Annotated in this window: 25 protein-coding genes and 1 pseudogene; 9 read left to right on the top strand and 17 right to left on the bottom strand. The window is 68.4% G+C overall.

Annotated elements, in window-relative coordinates; all coding sequences use genetic code 11:
* Together GXZ33_RS02655 and GXZ33_RS02650 are read right to left on the bottom strand one after the other, a co-directional pair.
* A partial coding sequence (locus GXZ33_RS02655) for a pyruvate kinase (RefSeq protein ID WP_291339303.1) occupies window positions 1-1,862 on the bottom strand: 1,862 nt, incomplete at its 3' end.
* Window positions 1,863-1,962: 100 nt separating this feature from the next.
* A complete protein-coding gene (locus GXZ33_RS02650) occupies window positions 1,963-2,916 on the bottom strand; it encodes an L-lactate dehydrogenase (RefSeq protein ID WP_291339302.1) in 954 nt (317 codons plus the stop codon).
* A 140-nt stretch (window positions 2,917-3,056) separates the two neighbouring features.
* Here GXZ33_RS02650 and GXZ33_RS02645 point away from each other — a divergent pair, with 140 nt between their 5' ends.
* The gene (locus GXZ33_RS02645; protein ID WP_291339301.1) at window positions 3,057-4,868 is read left to right on the top strand and encodes an alpha/beta-hydrolase family protein; all 1,812 of its coding nucleotides are present in this window, start codon (window positions 3,057-3,059) and stop codon (window positions 4,866-4,868) included.
* Here GXZ33_RS02645 and GXZ33_RS02640 read toward each other — a convergent pair.
* Window positions 4,858-6,558 (bottom strand): alkaline phosphatase D family protein, encoded by a 1,701-nt coding sequence (locus tag GXZ33_RS02640; RefSeq protein ID WP_291339300.1) that lies wholly within the window; start codon window positions 6,556-6,558, stop codon window positions 4,858-4,860. The genes GXZ33_RS02645 and GXZ33_RS02640 overlap by 11 nt on opposite strands.
* 101 nt (window positions 6,559-6,659) lie before the next feature.
* On the opposite strand from GXZ33_RS02640, the gene GXZ33_RS02635 reads away from it, so the two are divergent.
* Complete coding sequence (locus GXZ33_RS02635; RefSeq protein WP_291339299.1) at window positions 6,660-7,325, top strand: HAD family hydrolase; 666 nt, start codon at window positions 6,660-6,662, stop codon at window positions 7,323-7,325.
* On the opposite strand, the gene msrA is transcribed toward GXZ33_RS02635, so the two are convergent.
* The 3 genes and pseudogenes from msrA to GXZ33_RS02620 all read right to left on the bottom strand — a co-directional run bounded on the left by msrA (window position 7,322) and on the right by GXZ33_RS02620 (window position 11,060).
* Window positions 7,322-7,993 (bottom strand): peptide-methionine (S)-S-oxide reductase MsrA, encoded by a 672-nt coding sequence (gene msrA / locus GXZ33_RS02630; RefSeq protein WP_291339304.1) that lies wholly within the window; start codon window positions 7,991-7,993, stop codon window positions 7,322-7,324. The two genes, GXZ33_RS02635 and msrA, sit on opposite strands and share 4 nt — an antisense overlap.
* Before the next feature lie 582 nt (window positions 7,994-8,575).
* A pseudogene (locus GXZ33_RS02625) lies at window positions 8,576-9,295 on the bottom strand (amidase family protein); the annotation flags it as partial.
* Between the two features lie 406 nt (window positions 9,296-9,701).
* Complete coding sequence (locus tag GXZ33_RS02620) at window positions 9,702-11,060, bottom strand: aromatic acid/H+ symport family MFS transporter (protein ID WP_291339298.1); 1,359 nt, start codon at window positions 11,058-11,060, stop codon at window positions 9,702-9,704.
* Between the two features lie 438 nt (window positions 11,061-11,498).
* Here GXZ33_RS02620 and GXZ33_RS02615 point away from each other — a divergent pair, with 438 nt between their 5' ends.
* The gene (locus tag GXZ33_RS02615) at window positions 11,499-12,098 is read left to right on the top strand and encodes a superoxide dismutase (RefSeq protein ID WP_291339297.1); all 600 of its coding nucleotides are present in this window, start codon (window positions 11,499-11,501) and stop codon (window positions 12,096-12,098) included.
* A 52-nt stretch (window positions 12,099-12,150) separates the two neighbouring features.
* Here the strand turns inward: GXZ33_RS02615 and GXZ33_RS02610 are convergent, their stop codons facing one another.
* Window positions 12,151-13,047: a LysR family transcriptional regulator gene (locus GXZ33_RS02610; RefSeq protein WP_291339296.1), complete on the bottom strand. Its 897-nt coding sequence runs from the start codon at window positions 13,045-13,047 to the stop codon at window positions 12,151-12,153.
* Window positions 13,048-13,117: 70 nt separating this feature from the next.
* Here GXZ33_RS02610 and GXZ33_RS02605 point away from each other — a divergent pair, with 70 nt between their 5' ends.
* On the top strand, window positions 13,118-14,308 hold the full coding sequence (locus GXZ33_RS02605; RefSeq protein WP_291339295.1) for an MFS transporter: 1,191 nt from the start codon (window positions 13,118-13,120) through the stop codon (window positions 14,306-14,308).
* Window positions 14,309-14,399: 91 nt separating this feature from the next.
* On the opposite strand, the gene GXZ33_RS02600 is transcribed toward GXZ33_RS02605, so the two are convergent.
* Window positions 14,400-15,944, bottom strand: a complete 1,545-nt coding sequence (locus tag GXZ33_RS02600) for a TM0106 family RecB-like putative nuclease (RefSeq protein WP_291339294.1) — start codon at window positions 15,942-15,944, stop codon at window positions 14,400-14,402.
* Between the two features lie 55 nt (window positions 15,945-15,999).
* Here GXZ33_RS02600 and GXZ33_RS02595 point away from each other — a divergent pair, with 55 nt between their 5' ends.
* Together GXZ33_RS02595 and GXZ33_RS02590 are read left to right on the top strand one after the other, a co-directional pair.
* Window positions 16,000-16,635 (top strand): DUF6474 family protein, encoded by a 636-nt coding sequence (locus tag GXZ33_RS02595; protein WP_291339293.1) that lies wholly within the window; start codon window positions 16,000-16,002, stop codon window positions 16,633-16,635.
* A gap of 223 nt (window positions 16,636-16,858) precedes the next feature.
* A complete protein-coding gene (locus GXZ33_RS02590) occupies window positions 16,859-17,212 on the top strand; it encodes an Lsr2 family protein (protein WP_291339292.1) in 354 nt (117 codons plus the stop codon).
* Window position 17,213: 1 nt separating this feature from the next.
* Here the strand turns inward: GXZ33_RS02590 and GXZ33_RS02585 are convergent, their stop codons facing one another.
* Together GXZ33_RS02585 and GXZ33_RS02580 are read right to left on the bottom strand one after the other, a co-directional pair.
* Window positions 17,214-17,852, bottom strand: coding sequence for a response regulator transcription factor (locus GXZ33_RS02585; RefSeq protein WP_291339291.1), 639 nt, complete (start codon window positions 17,850-17,852; stop codon window positions 17,214-17,216).
* Window positions 17,853-17,859: 7 nt separating this feature from the next.
* A complete protein-coding gene (locus GXZ33_RS02580) occupies window positions 17,860-19,143 on the bottom strand; it encodes a sensor histidine kinase (protein WP_291339290.1) in 1,284 nt (427 codons plus the stop codon).
* Here GXZ33_RS02580 and GXZ33_RS02575 point away from each other — a divergent pair.
* Window positions 19,142-19,747 carry a DUF2020 domain-containing protein gene (locus tag GXZ33_RS02575; protein WP_291339289.1) on the top strand — a complete coding sequence of 202 codons (606 nt, stop codon included), beginning with the start codon at window positions 19,142-19,144 and terminating at the stop codon, window positions 19,745-19,747. The two genes, GXZ33_RS02580 and GXZ33_RS02575, sit on opposite strands and share 2 nt — an antisense overlap.
* Before the next feature lie 7 nt (window positions 19,748-19,754).
* Here the strand turns inward: GXZ33_RS02575 and GXZ33_RS02570 are convergent, their stop codons facing one another.
* Both GXZ33_RS02570 and GXZ33_RS02565 read right to left on the bottom strand, forming a co-directional pair.
* Entirely contained in the window at window positions 19,755-19,907 is a 153-nt protein-coding gene (locus GXZ33_RS02570) for a hypothetical protein (protein WP_291339288.1), read from the bottom strand.
* Complete coding sequence (locus tag GXZ33_RS02565) at window positions 19,908-20,714, bottom strand: class E sortase (RefSeq protein ID WP_291339287.1); 807 nt, start codon at window positions 20,712-20,714, stop codon at window positions 19,908-19,910.
* A gap of 90 nt (window positions 20,715-20,804) precedes the next feature.
* Between GXZ33_RS02565 and yidC the strand changes: the two genes are divergently transcribed.
* A complete protein-coding gene (gene yidC, locus GXZ33_RS02560; protein ID WP_291339286.1) occupies window positions 20,805-22,037 on the top strand; it encodes a membrane protein insertase YidC in 1,233 nt (410 codons plus the stop codon).
* Here the strand turns inward: yidC and GXZ33_RS02555 are convergent.
* From GXZ33_RS02555 to GXZ33_RS02540, 4 genes are all read right to left on the bottom strand, one after another.
* Window positions 21,964-22,596 (bottom strand): TetR/AcrR family transcriptional regulator, encoded by a 633-nt coding sequence (locus GXZ33_RS02555; RefSeq protein ID WP_291339285.1) that lies wholly within the window; start codon window positions 22,594-22,596, stop codon window positions 21,964-21,966. The two genes, yidC and GXZ33_RS02555, sit on opposite strands and share 74 nt — an antisense overlap.
* A gap of 145 nt (window positions 22,597-22,741) precedes the next feature.
* Window positions 22,742-23,011 carry a GlsB/YeaQ/YmgE family stress response membrane protein gene (locus GXZ33_RS02550; RefSeq protein WP_291339284.1) on the bottom strand — a complete coding sequence of 90 codons (270 nt, stop codon included), beginning with the start codon at window positions 23,009-23,011 and terminating at the stop codon, window positions 22,742-22,744.
* A 230-nt stretch (window positions 23,012-23,241) separates the two neighbouring features.
* A complete protein-coding gene (locus GXZ33_RS02545; RefSeq protein ID WP_291339283.1) occupies window positions 23,242-24,138 on the bottom strand; it encodes a universal stress protein in 897 nt (298 codons plus the stop codon).
* A gap of 138 nt (window positions 24,139-24,276) precedes the next feature.
* A complete protein-coding gene (locus GXZ33_RS02540; protein ID WP_291339282.1) occupies window positions 24,277-24,423 on the bottom strand; it encodes a hypothetical protein in 147 nt (48 codons plus the stop codon).
* On the opposite strand from GXZ33_RS02540, the gene GXZ33_RS02535 reads away from it, so the two are divergent.
* Window positions 24,359-25,420 carry a pseudouridine synthase gene (locus tag GXZ33_RS02535; protein ID WP_291339281.1) on the top strand — a complete coding sequence of 354 codons (1,062 nt, stop codon included), beginning with the start codon at window positions 24,359-24,361 and terminating at the stop codon, window positions 25,418-25,420. The two genes, GXZ33_RS02540 and GXZ33_RS02535, sit on opposite strands and share 65 nt — an antisense overlap.
* Window positions 25,421-25,431: 11 nt before the next feature.
* On the opposite strand, the gene GXZ33_RS02530 is transcribed toward GXZ33_RS02535, so the two are convergent.
* Window positions 25,432-25,920, bottom strand: coding sequence for a hypothetical protein (locus GXZ33_RS02530; RefSeq protein WP_291339280.1), 489 nt, complete (start codon window positions 25,918-25,920; stop codon window positions 25,432-25,434).
* Window positions 25,921-26,271 lie beyond the last annotated feature (351 nt).

The raw sequence follows: 26,271 nt of genomic DNA, 5'->3' as shown, positions 1-26,271 counted from the left end.
TCGGGCATCCAGCTGCCGATCTGCCGGAGCAACTGGCGGTTCTTGCGCTGGGAGCGGCCGAGCTTGGTCGACAGGGTGTGGAGAATGCGGATCGCGTCGGTGATGTGGGGACCCTTGTTGAGCATGACGGCCTCGGAACGCAGGGCGTAGGCGGCGTCGGTGATCTCCGCGCGGGTCGGCAGACCCGACTTGGCCAGGCTCTCGAGCACCTGGGTGGCCATGATGACGGGCACGTGCGCGGCCTCCGCCATCTGGGCGATCAGGCGGGGGACCTCGGCCATCCGGTCGAAGCCGAGCTCGACGGCCAGGTCACCGCGGGCGATCATGATGCCCAGGTTGGGGTGGCGCATGCCGGCGAGCAGGACGCGGCACAGGCCCTCGTAGGCGGGGATCGTCTCGATCTTGAGCACGATGCCGAGCCTGCGGACGCGCTCCGGGTCGGCGGACTCCTGCGCGATCTGCTCCAGGGTGTCGAGCACGAAACCGACGTCGTCGGCGTCACGGATGAAGGAGATGTTCGCGATGTCCCCGTGCTCGGCCACGAAGCGGAACGCCGCGAGGTCCTCCTCGGTGAGGCTCGGCAGCGGCAGGACGGTGTCCGGCAGGTTGATGCCCTTGTAGGCGGCGAGCTTCGTGCCCTCCGGCCCGGCGTAGGTCACCGTGAGGTGCACCTCGTTGTGGCCCTGCTCCGTGACCTGCTTGTCGACGGCGCGGGCGGCGATCGAACCGTCGTCGAAAAGCACCTTCTGCCCGACCTCGACGGCGGCGACCGCCTCCGGCAGCGTGCAGCTGATGCGCGGGGTGACGTCCGGCGCGACGACGGCCGGGGTCTGGTCGTCGGTGAGGATGAGCGTGTCGCCGGTGTGCAGGCGCAGACGCTGCTCCGTCGGCGGGACACCGGAGACGCGGGACTTGGTCCAGTCCGTCTCCAGCAGCGTGGAGTTGGAGACGTACGCGTTGCGACGTCCCTCAGCCAGCACCCCCTGCCCCTCGATGCGGGTGACGGTGAAGCGGCGCTTCGCGTCGCGGTTGTCGTGGAAGGTGATCTCGGAGCCGATCTCCAGGGTCTCCAGCCACTCACGCTCGACGCGCAGCGGCAGCGTCGGGCGGCCCGGCAGCCCGGCGGGGACCGGCGGGACCTCGTCCTCCGGCAGGTCAGCAGGGGTGAACCAGATCTTCGCGGGGGTGACCACGGCACCGGTGTCGTCGCGGGTGACGCGGGCGCGTCCGACCTCGGGGCCCGGCTCGATCGCCCCGGTGCGGACCTTCGGGCCCGCCAGGTCCATGGCGACCCTGATCTCCCGGCCGGCCTCCCGGGCGGCGGTGTGGACGTTGTCGATCATGCGCTTCCACACCTCTGCGCCGTCGTGGGCGCAGTTGATGCGGGCCAGCTCCATGCCCGCCTCGACGAAACCGCGGACCAGGTCGAGATCATCGCCCGCCTCCGTCGGCAGGGTCACCATGATGCGCGAATGGGTCTCCTCGGAGGAGTCACCGAGGAGTTCGAGGGCGTGGTCCTCGAGGATGTCGTCGGCGGTGGCGAAGGCGTCCCGGACCTCGGTTCCGGTGTACTTGAGCGGCTCGCCGTTGTAGGCGGAGAGCACGTTGCGCGCCGCGTGGAGGCGGGCCAGGACGGCCGGTTCCGCGGTCGACAGGCGGGTGGCGCCGATGGAGGCCAGGCCACCCTGGACCGCACGGACGTCGTGCTGCCGCAGCTCGGCGTAGTGGACGAGGTTCACCGCACCGTGGCGGTGGTTCTCGGCGACCTTCTCAATCGCGGAGGCTGCCTGGTTCTCGACCTCCTTGAGGCAGTCGATGAGACCGTCGACCTCGGTGATCAGTTCCTGCAGCCTGGCTTCCACGGCTGTCCTCCCGTACGCGCGCGACACAAATGAGTGATACCCCTCATATTGTGCCCGTGTTCGGGAGGTTCGGCATCTCGGAGTGGCGTTTATTCAGGGTTTATTCAGCCGGGAAGAACTCCTCCTTGATCGCACGCAGCGTGTCGGCCGAGTGGAGGAAACGCTCCATCTCGTGCTCGTTGAGCTGCAGCTCCACGGCGCGGGCGATGCCGGCGCGGTTGATGATCGCCGGGGTGCCGATGTACAGGTCCTTCTGGCCGTACTCACCGTCGAGGTAGGCGGACACCGGCAGCGCGACGTCCTGGTTCTGGATGATCGCCTTCGTGATGCGCGCCAGGCCCATGCCGATGCCGTAGGAGGTGGAGCCCTTGGCGTCGATGATCTCGTAGGCGGCGTCGCGGGTCTCCTCGAAGATCTTCTCGATCCGCTCCGAGAAACCCTCCTCCTTCTCCGCACTGGCGGACAGCGGCACACCCGCGATGGTGGCGGTGGAGACGACCGGCAGCTCGGTGTCGCCGTGCTCGCCGACGATGTAGGCGTGGATGGAGGTCGGCGAGGTGTGGAACAGCTCGCCCAGCATGAAGCGGTAGCGGGCCGAGTCGAGGACCGTGCCCGAGCCGATGACCTGGTGGTGGTCGAGGCCGGAGTAGCGCCACACGCCGTAGGTGAGGATGTCGACCGGGTTGGTGGCGACCAGGAAGATGCCCTCGAAGCCGTTGCCCATGACCTCGTCGACGATGGACTTCATGATCTTCATGTTCTTGTCGACGAGCTGCAGCCGCGTCTCCCCCGGCTTCTGCGCGGCACCGGCGCAGATCACGACGATCGCCGCGTCCCGGCAGTCCTCGTAGCTGCCCTCGGTGACGCGGGTGCGGGAGCTGGACCACACCACGCCGTGGTTGAGGTCCATGACGTTGCCGCGGAGTTTCTTCTCGTCGATGTCGATGATGGCCAGGTGGTCGACGGTGCCCTGGTTGACCAGTGCGTAGGCGTACGCGACGCCGACGTCGCCGGCGCCGATGAGGACGACTTTGTTTCCGACTGCAGTGCGCATGGGATCTCCGTGCTTCCGATTGTGTCCGAATGGCTATCGATGTAAAAGCCACTTCTCATTATGCCCCTTTCCGATCGGACATGCAGTGTGTAATGCGCTACACCGGGCACCGCACCGGAATCTCTGCCAGACTCGGGGCCATGAGGGGCCCCCGCCTGCGCCGCGCACTCACCGTCCTCGCTCCCGCCGCCGTCGCCACGCTGCGTGCCGTGGCCTTCGGGCTCGAGGTGGTCAACGACCTCACCCCCGGCATCCGCATGACCCGCCGCCGACGTCTCCCCCAGCACCTCGGTGCCGGGATCCTCGGCGCGGAGGTCGCCACCTGGTGGGCCGTCTCCCCCTCCCTGCTGCCCCGCCCGTGGTGGGTCACCGCCGCCAACGTCGCCATCGTGCAGGGCGTCGGCCACGTCAGCGCCACCGCCCTCGCCTACGTCCTGCGCCGCTGGCTCCCGCCGACCGGCTGGTTCTGGACCGGCGCCGGACACACCGTCGTCGCCGCCGTCACCGCCAACGCCCTCGCCCTCAGCCTGCGCCGTCAGGCGGAGCAGGCACGGATGGTGGGTGTCGGCAGGCGGCGCGGACGCTCCCACGCCCTCATCGGCGGACTCGTCGGCACCGCCGGGTACGGCGTCCTGCTGCTCCTCGGCGACGCCGCCCAGGTCTCCGTCGACCGCCTCGGGGCCCGCCTGGCCCGGCACATGCCCCTGTGGATCGCGTGGCCCCTGGCCGCCGGCAGCCTCACCTGGCTCGCCCTCCTGCTCAGCGACAAGGTGCTCGTGCGGCGGATCCTCGCCGACATGTCGCGGCAGGCCAGCGTGGTCAACCAGTCCGTGTTCCCCGGCACGATGATGCCCTGGGAACCCGAACGCTCCGGCTCCCCCTGGTCCCTGGAACCCTGGTCGGCGGTCGGTTCCCAGGGCCGCGCGGTGCTCTCCCTCGGGCCACGGGCCCGCGACATCCACGAGGTCACCGGCCTCGACGTCACCCACGAACCCATCCGCCTCTTCGTCGGACTCGTCCCCGGCCGCTCCCTCGAGGCCGCGGCCCGGCTCATCCTCGCGGAGATGGACCGGACCGGTGCCTTCCGGCGCGACACCCTGGTCATCCAGACCTCCGCCGGCACCGGCTGGATCACCGACTGGTCCGTCGGCGCCGTCGAGTTTCTCACCGGCGGCAACTGCGCCACCATGGCCATGCAGTACTCCTACCTGCCCTCCCCGGTGTCCTACGTCGTCGACCGCGAGACCCCCGTCCGCGCCTCCCGCATCCTCATCTCCGCCGTACTTTCCCGCCTCGGGCAGATGGACCCCGCGGACCGCCCCCGGCTCTACGTCGCCGGGGAGTCCCTCGGCGCCTACGGCATCGCCGACTCCTTCGCCGACATCGACGACCTCCTCACCCGCACCGACGGCGCCCTGTTCACCGGCGCGCCCCGCTTCACCCGCCTCATGCGCGACCTCACCCGCTCCCGCGACCCCGGCTCCCCCGAACGCGTCCCCGTCATCGACGGCGGCCGCCACGTCCGCTTCGTCGCCCGCCCCCTGCACCTGCACCAGGACGTCCACGGCATGCCCCTCCCCCGGGCCTGGGAACACCCGCGCGTGGTCATCGGGCAGCACGCCTCCGACCCGATCGTCTGGTGGGACCGCCGCCTCTACTGGCGACGCCCCGACTGGCTCACCGAACCCGGCTCCCGCGGCATCCGCGCACCCCGCCCGCAGCACCTCGACGTGGTCCCCGGCATGCGCTGGGTGCCGTTCGTCTCCGGCTGGCAGGTCGGGCTCGACCAGCTCACCTCCGTCGCGGTGCCCGGCGGGCACGGGCACAACTACCACGCCGAGATGCTCTGGTACTGGGACGCCGTCCTCGGGGACCACGCCACCGTGCGGCTCACCCGGCCGCTGGCGCGGAGGATGGCGGCGTTCATCCGGGCGGACTCGGTCAGGAGGTGACCAGGGCGCCGTCGTAACGCATGCGCAGCGCCTCGGTGACGGGGGACCCGGCGACGGTGACGTCCGCGACGCGGTGCCAGGACATCTCCACGTGCGTGGGACGGACGGTGAGGGTGGCGTATCCGTGGGCGTCGAGGTCCACGTGGCTGATGTGCCGGTTGTGCGCGAGGACGTGACGTTCCGCGGTCTGCGAGAGCGGGTTGTCCTCCGCCGCGCCGAGGAACTCGTCGACGTTGGCCGCCGTGACCGAGGAACAGACCAGCTCGGCGGCCACCACGCGGCCCCCGTAGCGGATGTGGTTCGCCCACTCCGAGTGGATGTCCCCGGCGAGGAACACCGTCCGGCCGTGGGCGTGCTGCTCCGCGAGCTGCGCCAGCAGGCGCTCCCGGTCCGCGACGTACCCGTCCCACTGGTCGACGTTGACCGGGGTGCCCGCGACGTCCAGGCCGACCATCCCCGCCAGCTGGGCGCGCAGCTGATGGTCGATGTGGATGAGGTTGAGCGGGGCCAGCATGACGGACGTGCCGATGAGGTTCCAGCGGGTGCTCGTGGTGGCCAGGCGCCCGGAGAGCCACGCGAACTGCTCGGTGCCCATGATCGTGCGGTCGACGGAGATACGGGCCGCGGGCTCGAGCATGCCCGGCGCGCTGCGGTGGGAACGCAGGTCGAGCATGTGCAGCTCCGCGAGGCGGCCGAAGCGCAGCGTCCGGTAGATGCGGCCCCCGCGTGAGGGGGAGGTGCCGCGGACGGGCAGCCACTCGAGGTAGGCCTGCATGGCGGCGTCGCGGCGCGTCGCCCAGTCCCCGTGGAAGTCGCTGTGCCCCTCGGCGCCGCCGGCCCAGGAGTCGTTGGCGATCTCATGGTCGTCCCAGGTGACCACCCACGGGGCGGCGGCGTGGGCGTCCTGCAGCTCCACGTCGCGGCGGTAGTGCCCGTAGCGCGAACGGTAGTCCGCGAGCGTGCGGATCTCCCACGTCGGCACATGCGGGCGGACCACGCCGTACTTCCCGGCGTAGTCGCCGGAGGCGTACTCGTAGATGTAGTCGCCCAGGTGGACCACCACGTCGACCTCCCCGGCGTGCGCCCGCCGCGCGATGTCCGAGTACGCAGCGAAGTAGCCCGCCTCGAGGTTCGCGCAGGAGCACACCGCCAGGGAGAGCTTCTCGACGTCCTCCTCATCCCCCGGAGCCGTCCGCGTCCGCCCCACCCGTGACACCCGCCCGGCGTGCTCGCCGTCGAGGGCCGTGAAGCGGTACCAGTACACGGTGTCCGGCTGCAGGCCGAAGGGGTCGACGTGGACGGTGTGGTCGTGGGCCGCGGAGGCGGTGACCGCCCCGGCGCGCACCAGGCGGCGGAACTCCGGGTCCGCGGCGACCTCCCAGCGCACGGTCACATCGGGGCCGAGGCCCGAGCCGGGCACGCACTCCGGGGTGGGGGTCACGCGGGTCCACAGGATCACGGAGTTGGGCACCGGATCCCCCGAGGCGACGCCGTGCATGAACACGTGGTGTTCCGCCTCCCCGTAGGGCAGCGGGGCGTGGAGGGCGTCGAGGTCGGCGTCGGCCCAGGCCTGCACATCGGAGGCCCGCACGCGCGCCAGGGAGCTCGGGGTGGCTGCGGCGGCACCGGCGATGAGGGTGCCCTGCAGCAGGCCCCGTCGTGTGATGCGGTGCTCGCCTGTTGTCCTCACGCCGGTCATTATGGGCCATGGGCAGCAGTTTCGCAGCGCAAGGGGGAAGAATTCACGTCGGCTTCACATTGGTGGTCGGCCCGTCATTTAGGGTGTGACCCATGCTTCTCCCCGCAGACACCCGCGCCGTCCTCTACGACCTGGACGGCACCCTCGTCGATCACGAGCATGCCGCCCGCGCCGGCGTCGAGGCCTGGAGCCGCACCCTCGGGCTCCCCGCCGGGCAGTGGCGGCGCTGGCTCACCATCGAACGGAAGTGGTTCACCGCCTTCGAGAACGGCGAGGTCAGTCACCTCGGGCAGCGCGTCGAACGGTGCCGGGAGTTCATCGGCCGACCGGAACTCAGCGACGACGAGGCGCTCACCATGTACGGGGACTACCTCGCCGTGTACCGCAGCAACTGGGTGGCCTTCCCCGACGCGCTGCCCTCGCTGGAGGCGACGCTGGGCCGGGGCCTGACGGTGGGCATCCTCACCAACGGCGCCGAGGAGATGCAACGCGCCAAACTCGAGCGCACCGGCCTGTGGCTCGACGGGATGATCATGTGCGCCACGGTGGAGCTCGGCGCCCCGAAGCCGCAGCCGGAGTCCTACCGGGCGGCGCTGGAGAAGATCGGCACGCCCGCGGAGCACACCGTCATGATCGGTGACTCCTGGGAGAACGACGTCGCCGGTGCCCGCCGCGCGGGCCTCCACGCCGTCCATCTGGACCGGACGGGGGACACGGGGGCGTCGATAAGCAGCCTCGACGAGCTCGTCTGGCCCTAGTCCGGCAGGCGGCAGGCCACGCCCGTGGAGTGGTGCGGGCAGTAGCCGTTGGGCACCTTGTGCAGGTACTGCTGGTGCTCGTCCTCCGCGAGGTAGTAGGCGCCCGAGGGGGTGTCCGCCAGGGGCATGACCTCGGTGGTCACTGCGCCGAAGCCCTTGTCCTTCAGGTCGTCGGCGTACTTGTCGACGATCGCCTGCACCCTCTCCGCCTCCTGCTGGGCCTCCGGGCCGGTGGTGTAGATGGCGGAACGGTACTGCGTGCCCACGTCATTGCCCTGGCGCATCCCCTGGGTGGGGTCGTGGTTCTCCAGGGCCAGGGCGACGAGCTGGTCCAGGGAGATCTTCTCCGGGTCGTAGACCACCTCCACCACCTCGGTGTGGTTGGTGCGCCCGGAGCAGACCTCGCGGTAGGTGGGGTGCGGGCTGACGCCACCGGCGTAACCGACGGACGTGCCCTCCACACCGTCGAGCTCCCAGTACATCTTCTCCACGCCCCAGAAGCAGCCGATGCCGACGATGAGGGAACGCTGCCCCTCGCGCCACGGGCCCGTGATCGGGGTGCCCAGCACGGCGTGGGGGCGCGGGTGCGCCAGGATCGGGGTGTCGCGGCCGGGCAGAGCCTGCTCGGCGGGCACCAGTTCGGGGGTTCTGACAAACATCCAGGACATGTCGCCCAGGGTACCGGCTCCGTCACGCGGGCCGAGTGCCTCCGCGATGGCGAGCACCTGCGCCACGGCGTCCTCCCGGGCGGCGGTGACCTCCAGCGACTCCTCCGCACCCGGCACCACCACGCGCGGCACCCCGGCCAGCGAGAAGCTGTCCAGGCTCTCCCCCTCCGTGACCAGGGCGTCGACCCCGGCCTCCCGCAGGGCGGTGTCGATCTCCGCGGCCAGCTGCCGGATCTTCTCCAGCTGACGGTCACCGTCGGCGCGGTCCCCGGCATCCACCTTCTGCGCCTGCTCGAGCACGCCGTACCCGAAGGGCGCGGTGTCCGGGTGCTCCCGGAAGTGGGCGATGATGTCGTCCAGGGTGCGTGCCTTCCCCGCGGAATCCGCCAGGTGCCGTTCCATCGAGGGGCCGGCGCCGCCGAGGAGCACCGCCTCGGAGTCCTCCCCGCGCAGGCGCATGTGCAGGTCCCGGATGTGCTCCGGGGCCACCACCAGCTCGACCCCGGCCGCACGGGCGCGTTCCTGCAGCCCGGAGCCGGGCTCGCCCATGACCATCACCTTCGCCGGACGGTCCGCCTGCCCGGCGGGTGTGCAGGCGGCGTCGTGGCCGAGCTGCACGTCACGCAGGCTGCGGCCGAAGAAGCCCACGGAGTCGATGCGGTCGTCGATGGGCACGATCCCTCCGACCGGGCAGCCGCTGTGGGAGGCCTTGAGTCCGACGACCCGGGCCGACTGCGCCGGGGAGATGACCGACCCGGCGGTCTCGGTGCCCACGGTCAGGTCGGCGTAGTCGAGGGCGATCGCGGTTGCCGAGCCCGTCGACGACCCCGCCGGGTCGACCGTGAGCGGTCCGCGCGGGCTCAGCGCCTACCCACCCCGTCCGGAGAAGCCGTTCGGGGCCGTGAGGGAGAGGAAGTTGGCGAACTCGGACAGGTTGGTCCGCCCCGCGATGACCGCACCACGGGCACGCAGCTGCTCCACCACCTCCGCGTCCCCGCCCGCCACCGCATCCGCCAGCGCCCAGGAGCCGGCGTCATTGGCCAGGCCCTCCACCGCCGTGTTGCCCTTCACCAGGACCACGGCCCCGTGGAGCGGGTTGTCCGGATCGGGGGCCCCGGCACTCTCGGCGGCGGCGATGGCGCGGGGATCCAGTTCCAGCACCGCACGGTAGTAGGAGTTCGGACGATCCCCGTCCTGCATCCGCCACACGTGGTAGGCCAGCATGTCACTGGCGGTGTAACCGCGCTCGAGGCGGACCCCGTGCCGGTCCACCAGGTCCCGGTCACCGAGATTCACCTTCATCTCCTGCAGCCGCTCCCTGCCCACATCGGCCAGGAGCTGCTCGAAGGGACCGAAGTCCACGTCCACCTGCCGGTCGAAACGGTTCTCCGTCTCCGTGAGGGTGAACGCCGGGCCCGTGCCCCGCTGTAGGCCACCGGCCTCCTGCACGACGCGGGCACCACCGGCGACCACGCCCGCCCCCAGAGCGAGGACGATGAGGAAGGCGGTGAGGAACTTCCCCCGGGGTCGCCCCCGACGCCGCTGGACGGCGGTCGCGATCCCCAGCAGGAGCGCGGCCACCACCACCGCCACCACGACGGCGGTGAGGAGGAAGGGGGACCCGTAGGCGTCGAGAAGCGCACTCATACCCCCATTATGACGCGCAGAAGCGCCGCCCCCGGGGAGGGGACGGCGCCGGTGAGCGGAATTAGCTGCGCTTGCGGGTCGGGATGAACATGGTGGCGACGGCACCGATGACGGTGGCGACGGCGAACACCAGGAAAGCGTCCGAGGCACCGAGGCCGAGGGCGATGATGAAGCCACCCATGGCCGGGCCGGCGATGCCTCCGAGGCGGCCGAAGCCTGCCGCCCAGGACATTCCGGCCTGACGGGCGCGGGTCGGGTAGAAGTTGGAGGTCAGACCGTAGATGAGGATCTGGGTACCGGTGACACCCAGGCCGGTCAGCGCGATCGCGGTGTACATGAGCGGGGCGGCGGTCAGGTACGGCATGGCGAACATGCAGACGGCCGCGATGGAGAAGGTGACGATGATGACCGGCTTCGCGCCGATGACGTCCGCGATCTTCGCGGCGGCCAGGGCACCGAGGGCGGCACCGGCGTTGAGGGCGACCAGGGAGTAGAGCGAGCCGTCGGAGGACATGCCGTTGATCTGCATGATCTGCGGGAGCCAGGTGTTGAGTCCGTAGGTGGCCATGATGGCCATGAAGCTCATGCCGCCGATGAGGATGGTGGCCAGCAGGTAGGTGCGGGAGAAGATGGCGGCGAGACCGATCTTCTGCTTCTTCACGACGGCGCCGTCGTGGTCCAGCTTGACGATCTCCTCACGGGTGAACTGCTCCTCCGGGAAGTCGTACCTGCGGCAGATCTCACGGGCACGCTCGGTGCGGCCCATGGCGGTGAGCCAGCGCGGGGACTCCGGCAGCAGGAACCACGCCAGCGGCAGGATGACGAGGATCGGGGAGGCGCCGATGAGGAACAGGCCACGCCAGGAGATGATGTCCTCGAACCACAGGGCAGAGAAGGAGGCGATGACGCCACCGAAGGGGATGCCGGCGTAACCGATCGCGTTGAACATGTTCTTGCGGTGGGCGGGGGCGAACTCCGCGATGACCGCGCCACCACCTGCGGTGATGACACCGAGTGCCAGGCCGGTGAAGAAGCGGGTGGCGCCGAAGACGGCGATGCTCGTGGAGAAGGCGGACATCGCCATACCGACGGAGAACCACGCCAGTGCCGCGAGCATCATCTTGCGACGTCCGATGCGGTCACCGATCGCGCCGGCGCCGAGGGCGCCGAAGAGGATGCCGATCATCGTGTAGGAGCCGAGCGTGCCGGCGACGGCCGGGGCGAGGTGTCCGATGTGGTGCGGCTCCGCGAGGAGCGTCGGCAGGATGGCGCCGTAGATGACGATGTCGTAACCGTCGAAGACCATCGTGAGGAACATGACGGCGACGACGCCGAGAACGGACATCTTGTGCTTGTCGGACTTCCAGCCGGGGGCGGCGGTCGTCATGTGCGGTAGGGCGGCGGGGGCTTTCACGGACATGCTTTCACTCCTTGGGAGAGATCTGGGGTGTGGCGTGACCCTCACCACAGAGGGTTATGGCCTGGCTCACATTGATGGAGGATTTATAACAAGGATTCACCCCACCCGGAACACCTGTCGCGCCGCACTACCCACGTCGGTAATGTTACTACCTTTCCCAAAAAGTGCCCACCACCTGCAGTGTCGTGTTTTATTTCAGTTAATCTGGACTAACTGTAAAGTTTGCAACAGGGGGTGATCACAAGTCACACCAAAGGCTTTTGCCGCGCCACCGAGCCTCGTCCCCGGAGCCCCGAAACACCCCTCCCGACCGCGATTTATTGAATTCCACAACACTAACGTTGCCGAAATCAAAGATTCGCCTATCATGGTGGCAACGCGCATTCCGGCGGTACAGTCGGAAGGCGCACCCCGTTAAACGACAGGAAAGAGAACAACATGGCTGTGTACACCCTTCCGGAGCTCGACTACGCATACGACGCGCTCGAGCCGCACATCTCCGCCGAGATCATGGAGCTGCACCACTCCAAGCACCACGCCACCTACGTGGCAGGCGCCAACGCCGCTCTCGAGGCACTCGAGGCCGAGCGTGACGGTGAGGCCAACGCCGACAAGATCCGTGCACTCTCCAAGAACCTGGCCTTCAACCTCGGTGGCCACACCAACCACACCATCTTCTGGAAGAACCTCTCCCCGAACGGTGGCGGCGAGCCGACCGGCGAGCTGGCTGAGGCCATCAACCGCGACTTCGGTTCCTTCGAGAAGTTCAAGGCACACTTCTCCGGTGCGGCCATGGGCCTGCAGGGCTCCGGCTGGGCCGTCCTGGGCTTCGACCACATCGCTGAGCGTCTGATCATCCAGCAGCTCACCGACCAGCAGGGCAACATCTCCGTGAACTTCACCCCGCTGCTCATGCTGGACATGTGGGAGCACGCCTTCTACCTCCAGTACAAGAACGTCAAGGCCGACTACGTCAAGGCCGTCTGGAACGTCTTCAACTGGGACGACGTCGCCGAGCGCTACGCCTCCGCGAAGTAACCCCGCACGTCTGACGTACGCCGTCCGCCCCTTCCGGGGCGGGCGGCGTCGCTCATTCCCGGCCCATGACGAAGAGCCGGAACTGATCCACCGGCGGCGCCTCCTGCGCCCCGGCCCGCCACACCATCCCGAGTTCCCGGTGCGCGGGCGGGTCGAGCGGCCGCAGCACGATGCCGCGGGGCGCGAGATAGGGATCGTCGAGGGGCAGCAGCGCCACGCCCAGACCCGCGGAAACCAGGCCGGCGACGGTGGTCAGCTCCATCGACTCGAACACCAGGTGCGGGCTGAACCCGAGCTCCCCCGAGATGCGGTCGAGCAGCATGCGGGTGCCGTAGCCCGGGAGCATCCCGATGAAGGGCTCATCCTCCGCCTCACGCATGTTCACCGGCCCCTCCCCCGCCAGGCGGTGCCCCTCCGGGACCGCCAGCGCCAGACGCTGCAGCTCAAGTTCATGCCACCCCAGCACGGCGTCCCCGCCCACGGACTCAGCCGGGCGGGGACCGACGAGGGCGATGTCCGCGGCGTCGGCCAGCACGCGGTCGATGAGCACCCGCGCCGCCCCCTGATGGAGCTGGACGTCGACGTGCGGGTGCAGGGCGCGGTAGTTGCGGAGCAGGTCGGGGACCATCCACGTGCCCAGCGAGTGCATGAAGTCGAGGCGCACCGTGCCGCGCTCCGGGTCCATGAGGCGGGCAACCTTCGTGCGGCCCTCCGCGAGTTCCTGCAGCCCGGCGCGGGCATGGGGGAGGTAGGCGCGGCCCCGGCCGTTGAGCACGAGGCGGCGGCCGACACGGTCGAAGAGGTCGGCCCCGACGGCCGCCTCGACCCGGCGGACGCGGCGGGTGAGCGTGGGCTGCGGGATCCCCAGCGCGGCGGCCGACTCCGTGAGGTGCCCGGACTCGGCGACGGCGATAAATCCCCGCAGGTCAGACGTGGAGAGATCCCTCATGCGTCCACCGTATCAATATGCGTCAATCCGCACATTTTACACATGAGCCCCGGTGGGCCACCATGAGCGTATGAGCCCAGGCCTGACCCGCACCGACCGCGACTACCGACGCGCCGTCCTCGCCATGCTCGCCGCCGGCCTGGCCACCTTCAACGCCCTCTACGCCACGCAGGCACTGCTGCCCACCCTCGTCGACGATCTCGGCATCACCCCCACCGAGGCCGCCCTGACCGTCTCCGCGACGACCGGCATGCTGGCGGTGTTCATCGTGCCGATGTCGATCCTCTCCGAACGCTTCGGACGCGGACGCCTGCTCATCATCTCCGCCCTGGCCGCCACCGCGCTGGGCCTCCTCCTGCCGCTCGCACCCGACGCCACCACCCTCATCGCGCTGCGCGCCCTGCAGGGCATCGCCGTCGCCGGAGTGCCGGCCGTCGCCATGACATGGCTCTCCGAGGAACTCGACCCCGCCGACCTCGGCCGCGCCATGGGCATCTACGTCGCCGGCACCACCGTCGGCGGGCTGACCGGCCGTCTCATCCCCGCCGGCCTGCTGGAGATCGTCGACTGGCGCGTGGCCCTCGTCGCCAGTTCGCTCGTGGCGTTGACCATGGCGGTCGTCATGACCGCCCTCCTGCCCCGCCAGCGCCGCTTCACCCCGAAACGGATCGGCCTGCGCACCGAACTCGCCGCCATGCTCGACCACCTGCGCAACCCCCGACTGGTCGGCCTGTTCATCATCGCGTTCGTCGGCATGGGCGTGTTCGTGTCGCTGTACAACTTCTTCGGTTTCCGCATGATCGACCACTTCGGTCTCTCCCCCGCGCTGGTCGGCGTGGTGTTCTTCATGTACCTCTCGGGCACGTGGAGCTCCGCCCGGGCCGGCGCGCTGACGGAGAAGTACGGTCGCGGCCGGGTCCTCATCGCGGGTGCCGCGCTCATGGTCGTGGGCCTGCTGGCCACGATGTCCGGCTGGCTGCCCGGCGCGCTCACCGGCCTGTTCCTGTTCACCGCGTCCTTCTTCGCCATGCACTCCACCGCCTCGAGCTGGATCGGCCTGGCCGCCACCAGCCACCGCGCGGAGGCGTCGAGCATGTACCTCTTCTCCTACTACGCGGGCTCCTCGCTGGTGGGCGCCGCGACGGGTGTGGTCTTCGCGTGGACCTCGTGGTCCGGGTTCATCCTCATCCTCGCGGCGCTCCTGCTGCTGGTCGTGGTCACGGCGCTGGTGCTGGGGCGGGCGTCGGTGCACACGACGTAGCTGTCTCAACCTGTCGATTCTGTGCAGGGCACCCCCGCGTCTCCCCAGGTCAGTAACCGGTCGGAAAAACAGATTCGACAGGTTGAGACAGCTAGAGCCGCTCCACGCCCGGCGCGCCCGCCCGCAGCCAGTGCCGCACCGCGGCGGTGGCGCGGCAGTCGTCCTCGTTGTAGCGCAGCAGGCGACGACGGGCCTCCAGCGCCTCCGTGTCCGCGCCCCGGGAGATCCGACGCGCGTTGACGGACTCCTCGCCGTCGAAGTCGCCGTCCTCCCACGTGTAACCGGCCTCCGGGGCGACCACCTTGAGGCCCAGCCCACCCGGGCCGACCAGCTGTGCGCGGACCAGCCGGAACACATCCACCCACTCCGGGGAGGAGATGAAGGCCTTCACCTCGGCCTCGGTGGGCACTTTCACCCTGCCGAAGCTGCGCCCGGCGAAGCGTCGGGCGCTCATGGTCAGCCAGTGGTTCTCGCCGTGGTTGGACCAGCAGTAGGCCGCGAAGCTCTGTCCGGCGGCGTGCGCGCGGTCCCGTCGCTCCATGAGCCAGTGCCAGAAACGGGCGAAGTTCTCGGCCTCCCCGTCCCCGCCGAGCGGCACCCACGTGGCGAAGGGCTGGTAGTTCTCCCCGTCGTAGGCGCCCCACAGGTAGGCCCCCTGGTCGAGGTATGCCTCCATGTCGACGTCGATCTCCACGTCCGTGGCAGGCGCGGTCACCTCGTCGACCTTCCGCAGCAGCACGACGCCGTCCCTCCAGGCCTGCGCCACGCGGCTGGCGTCGCCCAGGTCGGCCTCGATGAGCCCGCCCACCGTGGTGATGCCCTCATCGCGGAACTTCTTCGCCCGGTCGCCGGCGAGGTAGAGGGAGATGTCGTCGACCTCGACCAGCTGCTCCTCGCACAGCGGCCAGAAACGGCAGGTGGCGCACTCCTTCACGCGGCGCGGGAAGGTCGGGAGCTCCGCGGTCAGGGCGGCGTCGAGCGCCGGCTGCAGCGGGGCGGTCGGCGCGAGGAAGGCGCGTGTGCGGTCCTGGCCGATGGCGGCGCCGATCCCGGAGTCGACGCCGATGTCCTCCAGCGCGCGGGCCGCCAGGCCGAGGCGGTAGCCGTCGGTGACGTGGTGCCGCAGCCGGAAACGGGCCTCCACCGGCTGCCCGAGCCCGAGGCGGGCGGTGGAGATGACCGGGGTGGAGCTGCCGTCATCGGCACGCGCCACGCGGTGGTTGCTGATGACCACCGGCATGTACGTGTCATCCGGGCGGCGGACCAGCAGATCGACGTCGACGCGCCAGTCCACCCCCGAGGAGGTGCCCGTGAACACGGCACCGGCGATGAGGTCCGCCTGCGCCGCCAGGGCCTCGAGGGTGTCCATCTCGGCGTGGAAGGAATCTTCCTCGAGGGGGACCGAGGGAACGTCGATCCGCAGGAAACGCTGACGGTCACCGCGGGCGGGGCGCACCGGAAGCAGGGCGTGGACGGCGGCGCGGGCAGCCTCGACGCGTTCCTGCCGCATCCGGGCCGCGCGGGTCCGCGGAACCTCCGGATGCCTGAGCTTCTGGACCTGCCGGTAGCGGCAACCCACCAGATCAGCGGCGCTCACAGGCTGGGCAATCACAATGGCGTGAGCATAACGCACCATCACAGGTAATGTTGAACCCGACCACGAACTTCCGGAAAGACTGAGGCTAATCCACATGGGCATTTTCGAGGCCATCCGCAAGAGCCGCGCCAAGACCAGGGCAGAGATCCAGGCTGCGAAAGTCCGTGCCAGGAGCGAAGCCAAGGAAGAGGCGAAGCTGCAGCTGAAGCGCGAACAGCTGCTGCAGAAATTCGAGAAGGACCTCCTCAAGGAGGAGAAGAAGGGCCTCAAGGCGAAGCGTAAGCATGAGCGCCGGATGGCCGAGAACACTCTCGAGCAGCTGCGTGCCGGCCGCCTCAACGCGGGTACCTTCAAGCGTTACGCCGGCCTCGCCCGCGTGGCGCTGCCGGTCATGCTGCCCCTCATCTACCGGGCCATCACCGCCGGCCGCGAGCAGGTCGTGGACGCCCGGGCCCGCCGGGTCGGTGTCAGCGCCGATGAACTGGCCCGTTTCTCCGGGCACGGCGCCGACCTGAAGGCCCGTATCGACGGCATCAACCGCACTCTCAACAGGGATCAGCTGCCCAGCGGTTTCATCCGTGACGTGGAGGACCGCCTCGCCGAGCTCCACACAGCGACCGACAACGCCGAGTTCATGACCCCGGAGCAGCGTCGCCGCGCGCACGCCACCATCTCCCGTGACATCGACGCCGTCACCCAGGAGATCCAGGAGCGTCTGCGTCGCCCCTGATGCTCTTCTCCGGGTGATACCGCGGTGATACGCGGTAATGCACGCCATGAAAACAGCCGCCGTCATCACGCCCTGAAAGCGTGGTGACGGCATTGTGCATTTCCATGTGAATTACTTATGCACCATGCATTCAGGCCACCCATTGAGAGTGATGAAACGTTAGTATGTGAATGACCACTTAAAACAATGGTGGGTTTATCCCCATACAAGGAGAGACGTCCTCATGGCTCGTCGCGAAATCACCCAGTACTTTGATGATCTTGACAATTCCCCCCTGGAGGACTCGGAGGTGAACATCATTAATTTCAGCGTGGACGGCAGCCACTATGTCCTCGATCTCTCGGAGAAGAATGCCGCCGCATTCCGGGCCGCACTGGAGCCCTGGATCGCCGCCGCACAGGTGGCCCCGGCCCCGCAGAAGGCCCCGGCCCGCCAGACCCGCGCCTCCTCCGCCGCGCAGCGGGAGAGGTCCCGCGCCATCCGTGAGTGGGCCCGGGAGAACGGTTTCAAGGTCTCCGACCGCGGCAAGATCTCCGCGTCCGTTCTCGATGCCTATGAGAAGGCCGGGGGCAGGTAGGTCAGAGCACGCCCTGCTCGCGGGCGGCCGCCACGGCGGAGGTCCGCGAGCGCACACCCAGCTTGTCGTAGATGTGGACGAGGTGGGACTTCACCGTCGCCTCAGAGAGCATGAGCTCATGGCCGATCTCGCGGTTCGAGGAACCGGAGGCGACGAGGGTGAGGACCTCCAGCTCACGGGGGGTGAGCGAGGTGCGCGGGGTGCGCACGCGCGTCATCAGCCGGTCCGCCACCACCGGGGACAGCGCCGAATCACCCTCCGCGGCGGAACGCACCGCGGCGAGGAGCTCCGCCGGCGGGGCGTCCTTGAGCATGTAGCCGACGGCCCCAGCCTCGATGGCGCCGAGGATGTCGGCGTCGGTGTCGTAGTTGGTCACCACGAGCACGTGCGGCGGGTTGGACATGGACGCCTTGATGCGGGCGGTCGCCTCGGCACCGGTGGTCACCCGGGTGCCCTCGACTCCGGGCCCGAAGCGCAGGTCCATGAGCAGGACGTCGATGCCTCCCGCCTGGGCGGCGGCGACGGCCGCGTCAGCGGTCGCCACCTCGCCGACGACCTCGATGTCCTCGGCCTCCTCGAGCACGGCTCGCAGTCCCATACGGACGATTTCATGATCATCGGCCAGCAGCACTCGGATCATGACGGCATCAGGCCCCTTCCTCGTTCGACGTTTCTGGTTCGAGTGTAGTCCTCCCGGCGACGTCCTCCGGTAGCGGGATCGCCACGGACACCGCGGTGCCGTATCCGGGAGTGGCCTCCACCTCGAGAACGCCGCCCTGTTCGGCGGCCCGCTGCCGCATGGCGTCGAGGCCGACGTGTCCGAGTCCGGCGGGGCGTTCCGCCACGGCCGCCGGGTCGAAGCCCTGCCCGTTGTCCACGACGTCGAGCCGCACCTCGTCCGGTTCGTAGGTGACGGTCACGCGGCACCGGCTCGCCGCCGCATGCTTCGCGACGTTGCCCACCGCCCCCTGCGCGATCCGCAGCAGGGCGGCCTCGGTCCGCATGGGCAGCTGCCGCACGGCACCCTCCACGCCGACGTCGATGGTCAGTTCGCCGGCGGCGGCGAAGCCGCTGGCCATGCGCTCGAGAGCGGCCTCCAGGGAGGTCTCCTGGAGGGAGGTGGGGGTGAGGGCGGCGATCATGGCGCGGGCCTCGCTGAGGTTGTCGCGGGCGGTGGTGCGCGCCAGGTCGATGAAGCGGGTGGGTCCGGCCAGCTGTTCCGCGGTGAGTCCGAGCTTCTCCAGGTCACGGTCGGCGGAGTGCAGGAGCATCTGGATGCTCGACAGTCCCTGGGCGACGGTGTCGTGGATCTCGTGCGCCAGTCGTTGGCGTTCCCCGGCGACGCCGGCGGCGCGTTCGGTCTCCGCCAGCTGGGTGCGGGTGCTGATGAGCTGGGTGATCAGCTCCTCACGTTCCCGGCTGATGCGCACCAGGGTGCGGAACGCGTAGTGGATGGCCAGGACCACCGCCGCGGACACCGCCGGCCCCATGACGCCGCCGACGGTCAGCCCGTTGGGCACCTGCGTGAACACGGACGCGAGCGTCGCGGCGATGACGGCGACCACGCCGCGGATGTCGTCCATCACCCGCAGATAGAGGAAGAACAGGGTGAACACGAGGTAGATGCCCACCGGCGAGATCATCATCGCCAGCACCCACAGCGTCGTCAGGCTGAACAGCCACGCCAGGGAGGTGGGTTCCCGCCACCCGGGCAGCAGGGCGGTGCCGTAGAAGTAGAGCACCGCGAAACCCGAGCCGAGGAGCAGGTTGAGCGCCGCCTCACCGAAGGGCAGGTTCACCGAGGACACGAGCGCCGCGATGAGCAGCACCGTCGTGAGGATGTGCACACCGTCGGTGAGGGCGTCCTCGTCGGGTGCCCGGGTGCGCCGGAGTGTCTCCACACCTTCAAGGGGATCTAGGCTGGTCTCCATGCGTCTGAGCCTACCGAGCGTCCTGCCCGTCGCCCTCCTCACCGCACTCACTGCGGCACTGGTGGGCTGTTCCCCGTCGGAGAGCCCCGAGCAGACTCCGCTTTCCGACGCCCCCGTGGCCTCCCCCGACTCCCCGGAACCGGTCATCACCGATTCCGGTCTGCCCCACGACGCCATGCCGGAGGTTCCCGGTGGCCGGGGCAGCTGGGAGGAGTGCCCGTACCTGGACACCGGGTGGGTCTCCGACACGAACGGGCAGCGGACCCTGGGGGTGGGCGTCGACACGCGTTTCGACACCCCCGCCTGCGTCTTCTGGTCCTACCCCGAGGAACCGCATCTGACGGTCATCGTCCGGGACATGGCGGACGTCGACGCGGCGATCGCCGTCGTGGACTGGGCGGCGCCCATCGACACGACCGAGCCGGCCGAGGATCCCGCGGGCTGGTCCGGCGGCCGGGCGGGCGCGGGCATGGTCCCGGACCGTCCCGGCTCCGTCTACGCGGTGCAGAAGGACGACCGGGCCGTGGTGGTGTTCAGCAACCAGGACCAGTCCCTCAAGGCGGAGCTGGTCGCCACGGAGGTCATCACCCGCCTGGGGCTGTGACCGGAGGTCAGACGGCCACGTCGTTGTAGGGCATGAGGGTCGACACCCACGGGAACACGACCTCCATGAGCAGGAGGAACACCCCCACGATGAGCGCGACGACCAGCAGGAGCTTCACCGGCCAGGGACCCGGCAGGGCCCGCCACAGTGGTCCGTACATCTACTTCTCCTCCAGTACTGCCGGACGCTCCCCGGCGATCTTCGGGGTCGACTCGACCTCGATGGCGTGGACGATCATGCGCTCGGCGTTCGAGAACTGCGGGTGACAGGTGGTCAGGGTGATGAGCGACTCCATCCCCTCGTCGACCTGGGTCGCCGCGAGCCCCGGCACCGGGTTGATCACCTCGACAGCACCCGGCAGGGTGATGTGCCGGCCCTGCACCCCGGCGTACTCACCGGTGGTGATCCGCTCGACCTGCTCCGGGGTGAGGCAGCCGGTGGCCGCCGCGCGGCGGGCGTCCCCGACGACGTCGATGGGCAGGACACGGTAGGTGATCCACTCTGTCTGCGTCTCGACGACCACCGCATCACACACCTGCAGGTTCCCCAGGTCATTGAACGGGGCGCCCTTGCCCACGCGGTGCCCGGCGACGGCGAAGTTGCCCTGCTCACCCGGCATCTGCGTGTCGGTGTAGCGGCCCGGGCCGGCGTTGAGGGTGGCGTCGTCGGTGCCCTCGAGGATGGCGAACTGGAAGTCCGACCCGAAGGCGGGGATGTACATACGGGCGAAGGCCTCGCCGAGTTCCGGGGTGAGCTTCTGGCGCGGGTTGACCCGCTCGCCGTCGCCGCCCCACCGGGCCTCGAGTGCGGAGGCCTTCTCGTCCTGCAGCTTCCCCGACGCGATGTTGGTCCAGTAGGACTCGTAGAAGGCGAAGAGCATGACGATCACGCCTGCGGTGAGCAGCAGTTCCCCGAGGACCTGGGTGACGCTCACACGTCGCCGGGGGCTGTCGGTGCTGGTGCTCATGCGGGATAGACTCCTGAAAAAGATACGATCGCCAAAGACTCACTGCAGTCTAGCGTTGAATGCATTCCTGCTGAATCCACTGAAGGTCAGGTGTCGCCCACCGTGCTCGAACCGTTCATCTACCCCGTCTCCGGGGTCCTGAAGCTCTGGCACATGCTGCTGCATTCGGTGTTCGGGATCGATGACTCGACCGCCTGGATCATCTCCCTCTTCGGCCTGGTGCTCACGGTCCGTCTCTTCCTCGTGCCCTTCTTCTGGGCGCAGGCGAAGACGGCCCGGATCTCGACGGCCATGCGCCCCGAGCAGGTGGCCCTCAAGGAGGAGTACGCCACCCGCACCGACAAGGAGTCGGTCGCCGAGCAGATGCGCCGTGAGAAGGAACTCAAGGAACGCTACGGGCACAAGGTGTCCGCCGGCTGTGTCCCCGCGCTGATCCAGCTCCCGGTGTTCCTCGGCCTGTACCAGGTGCTCATCCGCATCGCCCGGCCCACCGACGAACTGGCGGTGGCGGCCGACACCCGCGTCGGCTTCCTCAACGCCGAGGAGATCAAGGCCTTCCTGCGGGCCACGGTCAACGACGTCCCCCTGCCCGCCTACATCGCCATGCCCGAGGAGACCCTCGCCCGCCTGGGCACCACCACCGGCGACGTGCGCTCCTTCGTGCTCCCCTACCTGCTCGCGGCGGTGGTGTTCACCACGGTGAACATGGCGGTGTCCGTCTGGCGCAACCAGCAGACCCTCGACTGGGATTCGGCACTCGCCCTCCGCATGCACCGCTTCATCATCATCATGGCGGTGTTCGTGCCGTTCCTGCTCATCTGGATCGCGTTCACCGGCCCCCTGCCGGTGGCGATCGTGCTCTACTGGTTCGCCAACAACCTGTGGACCCTGACGCAGACGCTCATCATGTACCCGATCCTCCACCGGCAGATCCCGCTCGACGAGTCCTTCCACGAGCTGCACCGCCAGGGCCGGGAGAAGGCCCGCGCGGCGGCGCGTGAGTCACGGCAGCTGAAGTGGGACGTGCGACGTCGAAAAGCGGTCGGCGCCGTGCAGCCGTGGCGGATCCCCGAGATCCGCCGCGAGCTCAAGGCCGAGAAGGCCGCACGCCGCGAGAAGATCGCGGCGGAGCAGGCGGAGAGGAAGGCTCTGGAGAAGGAGCGTCAGCAGGTCCGCAGCGCCCTGCAGCGGGAGCAGACCACCGCCCGGGTCGAGGGGTGGAAGGCGAAACGGGCGGCGCGGAAGAACGCTAGATCGAGTAATCCGCCGGCGGAGCCGACAGCATCTGACGGGCCAGATCGCGGGCCGTCTGCAGCGGAGTGACCTCGCGGGCGAAACGGGCGCCCGCCAGTCCACCGTCGAGGAAGATGAGCAGCTGGTTGGCCTGCGTGGCCGAGGGGTAGCCGTTCTTCGCGGTGAGCAGGTCCGTCATCGTCTGGTGCATCCAGCGGCGGTGCTCCCGGCAGGCGGCGACGATGCCGTGCTCGGACTCCGTCTCCGGGCGCGGGTACTCGTTGGCGGCGTTCTGGAAGTGCGAGCCGCGGAACTCCTTGCCCGGTTCCTCCGCGATGGCGAGGTCGAAGAAGGCGAGGATCTTGTCCTCGGCGTCCGTCATCGACGACGTCCGCTCCTCCCATGACGTGCGGTACTGCTCGTCGAGGTTCTCCAGGTAGGCGATGACCAGTGCGTCCTTCGAGCCGAAGAGGGAGTACAGGGACGCCTTCGCGACGTCCGCCTCCCGCAGGATCCGGTCGATGCCGATGACGCGGATACCCTCCGTGGTGAACAGGTTGGTCGCCGAGTCGAGCAGACGCTGACGCGGGCTCGGTCGGTTGCGACGCCGCGCGGTCGTCGTCTTCTTCCTCACTGTTCCTGCGGACACGTGGGTACCGGTTCCTTTCTGGGGTTGCTCGGGACTGCTTCTCCTACACAATATAGACAAACCGGTACGTCTTTTAATAGTCGCCCTGCATGAGGGCAGTAAAAAACCCGCCCCGGGGGGGCGGGTTGAGATGGGATCCGGAGGTCTAGCTCCTGCTGCGACCGGTCACCATGTTGACGATGGTCAGCAGAATGACCGCACCGAGCAGACAGGTGAGGAAGCTGAAGATCAGGCCTCCGCCGGCGACATCCACCCCGAAGAGGCCGAGCAGCCAGCCACCGAGCAGACCGCCGACCACACCGACCACGATGTTGAGCAGGACGCCCTGCTGGGCGTCGGTGCCCTTCATCTTGGAGGCAATCCAACCGGCCAGGCCGCCGATGATGATCCAACCGATGATTCCGAGTCCGAGCATTGTTATTCTCCTTCAGTCACTTGGTGTCTGCAGTTCCCTGCAATTCATGCGTATCCGAACATGTTCAGTCTGCCATACTATTTCGCGGTTACATCACACCAACCCTAAAAGTAACCGGATCGTTGCAGAAAAGAACACAGACGTTGACCGCCGGAAAACCACATGAAAACACGCATCCCCCGCACCGGCCATGAAAGCCGGGGCGGGGGATGCGTCGATAAGCGGAGGAACTAGATGCTCTCCGGGCGGACCACCATCATCGGACACGGCGCGGACTGCAGCAGCGCACGCGAGGTGGAACCGAGCAGCATGCCCTTGAAGCCACCACGACCGTGGGAACCCACGACGAGGAGCTGCGCACCCTCGGAGCTCTCGACCAGCGCACGGACCGGGCGGTCCCGCGTGATGACCTTGCGGACCTCCACGTTCGGGTACTTGTCCGTCATCGGCTGGAGACGCTCGGTGAGCATGTCGATCTGCTCACGCTCGACCTCCTCCCACTGCTGCTGGGCGGCGGACAGGCCGGCCAGCGAAGCCTGGACCTGCATGTCCATCCAGGTGTGGACGGCGACCAGCTCAGCACCACGGGCATCAGCCTCGGCGAAGGCGATCTCGGTGGCCTTCGCGGAGACGTCGGAGCCGTCGACACCGATGACGACCGGGCCGTACTTCGTGCTCTCGTCGACGGTGTTGTCCTCGCGCACGACCACGACCGGGCAGGACGCGTGGGAGACGACCGCGGCGGAGACCGAACCCATCACCATGCCGGACAGGCCGCCCAGGCCACGGGAGCCCATGACGATCATCGTGACGTCACGGGACATGTCGAGCAGCATGTCGATCGGGGAGCCCTCGGCGATGGTGTGGCCGATCTTCAGTTCCGGCGCGACCTCGTGCGCGACGGCGCGGGCCTCGTCGATCTTCTCCATGGTCTCGGACTGCAGGTCGTCGAAAAGCTCCTGCGGCGGGACCATGCCTTCCGCGTAGAGGAACTGCGGCATCGTGTACGACGATGCCAGCCTCAGCGGGATTCCCCGCTTGTTGGCAGTGTTGGCTGCCCAACGGACCGCGTTGTGGGAGGCCGGGGAGCCGTCTACTGCCACAACGACGATATCTTCCTGAGTCATCTCGTGCGCCCTTTCCTTCGTGAGGATCAGATTATGAGTATCACAGACGATTGTACCGGTTGATGACAGGTTTGAGTCAGATGTTACAACCAGTTGACCTGATCTCCACAGAGCAGGATAGGCTGCTCTAACCTGCGTTTACGCCGGAATTTCGATGACGTGTGCCGGATCCGAGTTGGCCGGGTACAGCAGGGTGTAGATGACCTGTGCGATATCGAGCATGACCGCTCCGATACCCTCAGAGGAAAAAGCGATGGCCGGGTTAAGGATTGCGTCAAAGTTCATGACTGACAGAGTAGTACAGCCTCCGCGAGGACAACGGTCGCCACTTCCGGTCCGCGACGGACTCACCGCGACCCGCGCCCGCCTCCCCGAGGACGCCGCACCGATGACCGCCGGCGAGTGGGTGGGACATCTCATCGCCACCCAACGTCACCGTCACCCGCTTGACGACGCCCACGCGCTCCACACCCGTTTCACCGACGGCCTCGTCGTCGACCGCCGCGGCACCCCCTTCGCCTTCGACGATCCCGTGACCCCGGGCCAGGACGTCTTCTTCTACCGCATGCCGGCCCCCGAGGTGGAGGTCCCCTATGAGATCGGCATCCTGCACCGCGACTCCGACCTGCTCGTCGCCGACAAACCCCCCTTCCTGGCGACCATGCCCCGTGGCAAACACATCACCGAGACCCTCACCGTCCGCCTCCGCCGCTCCCTTGACATCCCCGAGCTGACACCGGCGCACCGCCTCGACCGTCTCACCTCCGGTCTGCTCCTGTGCACGCTGCGCCGCGAGGTCCGCGGCGCCTACCAGCAACTCTTCGCCTCCCGCGCAGTGACGAAGACCTACGAGGCCATCGCCGCCTTCGACCCCACCCTGCAGCCCGGCACCGTGTGGCGTTCCCGCATGATCAAGGTGCCCGGCGAAATCCAGGGGCACATCGTCGAGGGTGAGCCCAACGCCGTGACCACGCTTATCGACGTCACCCCGCTCACCCCCACCGAGCAGTCCGAGCTCGAGGCCGTCCACGGGCCACAGCCCCCGCTGGCGCACTACGTCCTCTCCCCGGAGACCGGCCGCACCCACCAGCTGCGTCTGCACATGTGGGAGGCCGGCGTGCCGATCCTCGGTGACAACATCTATCCCCGCGTCCACACCGAAGAGGAGGAGGACCACTCCCGCCCCCTCCATCTGGTGTCGACCGGATTGTCATTCACGGACCCGCTCTCAGGGGAGGAGCGGACCTTCCAGGCACCGCGGCGCCTGCTGCCCTTCAGATAGCTGCGCATCCGTCAGGCAGTGGACCAGGTGATGACGAGGTAGAAACTGAACTTGTCTTCGGAGAAAGCCAGACCATAGGTGCCTCCATGCGCCCAGGGCAGGTCCTCGCTGAGGAAGTCGTCGACCAGATTTCTGTCCAACCGGTAAACAACGCTCTTCGTCTGCACGCCTCCCGCATCACCGAGATCGAGATAGTGGACGCCCTCCAGAGGCGGGAATGCCAACCAGAGGATCTCTCCGCGGATATTGGCATGCAGGGCCCGGTCGGCGGCAGCGTTCAGATCCTCATCGAGAACCCAGTTCCTGCTGTCCTGGAGGAACTCAAGAGTTCGTCTACGGAAACTCTCGTATTCTGTCTCCTCCTGCCTGCTGGACCCGAATGACGACAGAGCTGAACCACTGAATGACGGGGCTGCGACAGCGGAAGGGATGGTCAGTGTCGTGACGGCCATGGCTCCGGTCAGGAGGGTGGCGGTCAGATTACGTGTGATCGTGTTCATGACCTTGACGCTATTCCTGATTCTGCGTCCATCGCAGCCCTCATTTTTACCGTCCCAGACGTCTACGTCACCGGAGGGCAGGGAGAAGGAAGCCCTGTTAATGCCCTTCCGAAACCCTCCCAGAGTGCGCAGCTGCGCACTCTGAGCCCCGCCTGGAGTCACTCTCATCGGATCGGGTGGCACTACCGCCGGCAGACGCCTCTTGGGCACTGCCCACCCGGTGACGGAATAGTGCGCAGCTGCGCACTGACCCTGGCTGATCATCCGTCCCTGCTGCGGTGCGGCCATGCCAGACGGTGTGGCCGTGTTATCCCAGCCCACCGGGGAGTTCGAGTGCGCAGCTGCGCACTC

The organism is Corynebacterium sp., assembly GCF_012838985.1.
Taxonomy (GTDB): domain Bacteria; phylum Actinomycetota; class Actinomycetes; order Mycobacteriales; family Mycobacteriaceae; genus Corynebacterium.
This window is presented reverse-complemented; position numbering and strand designations above follow the sequence as displayed.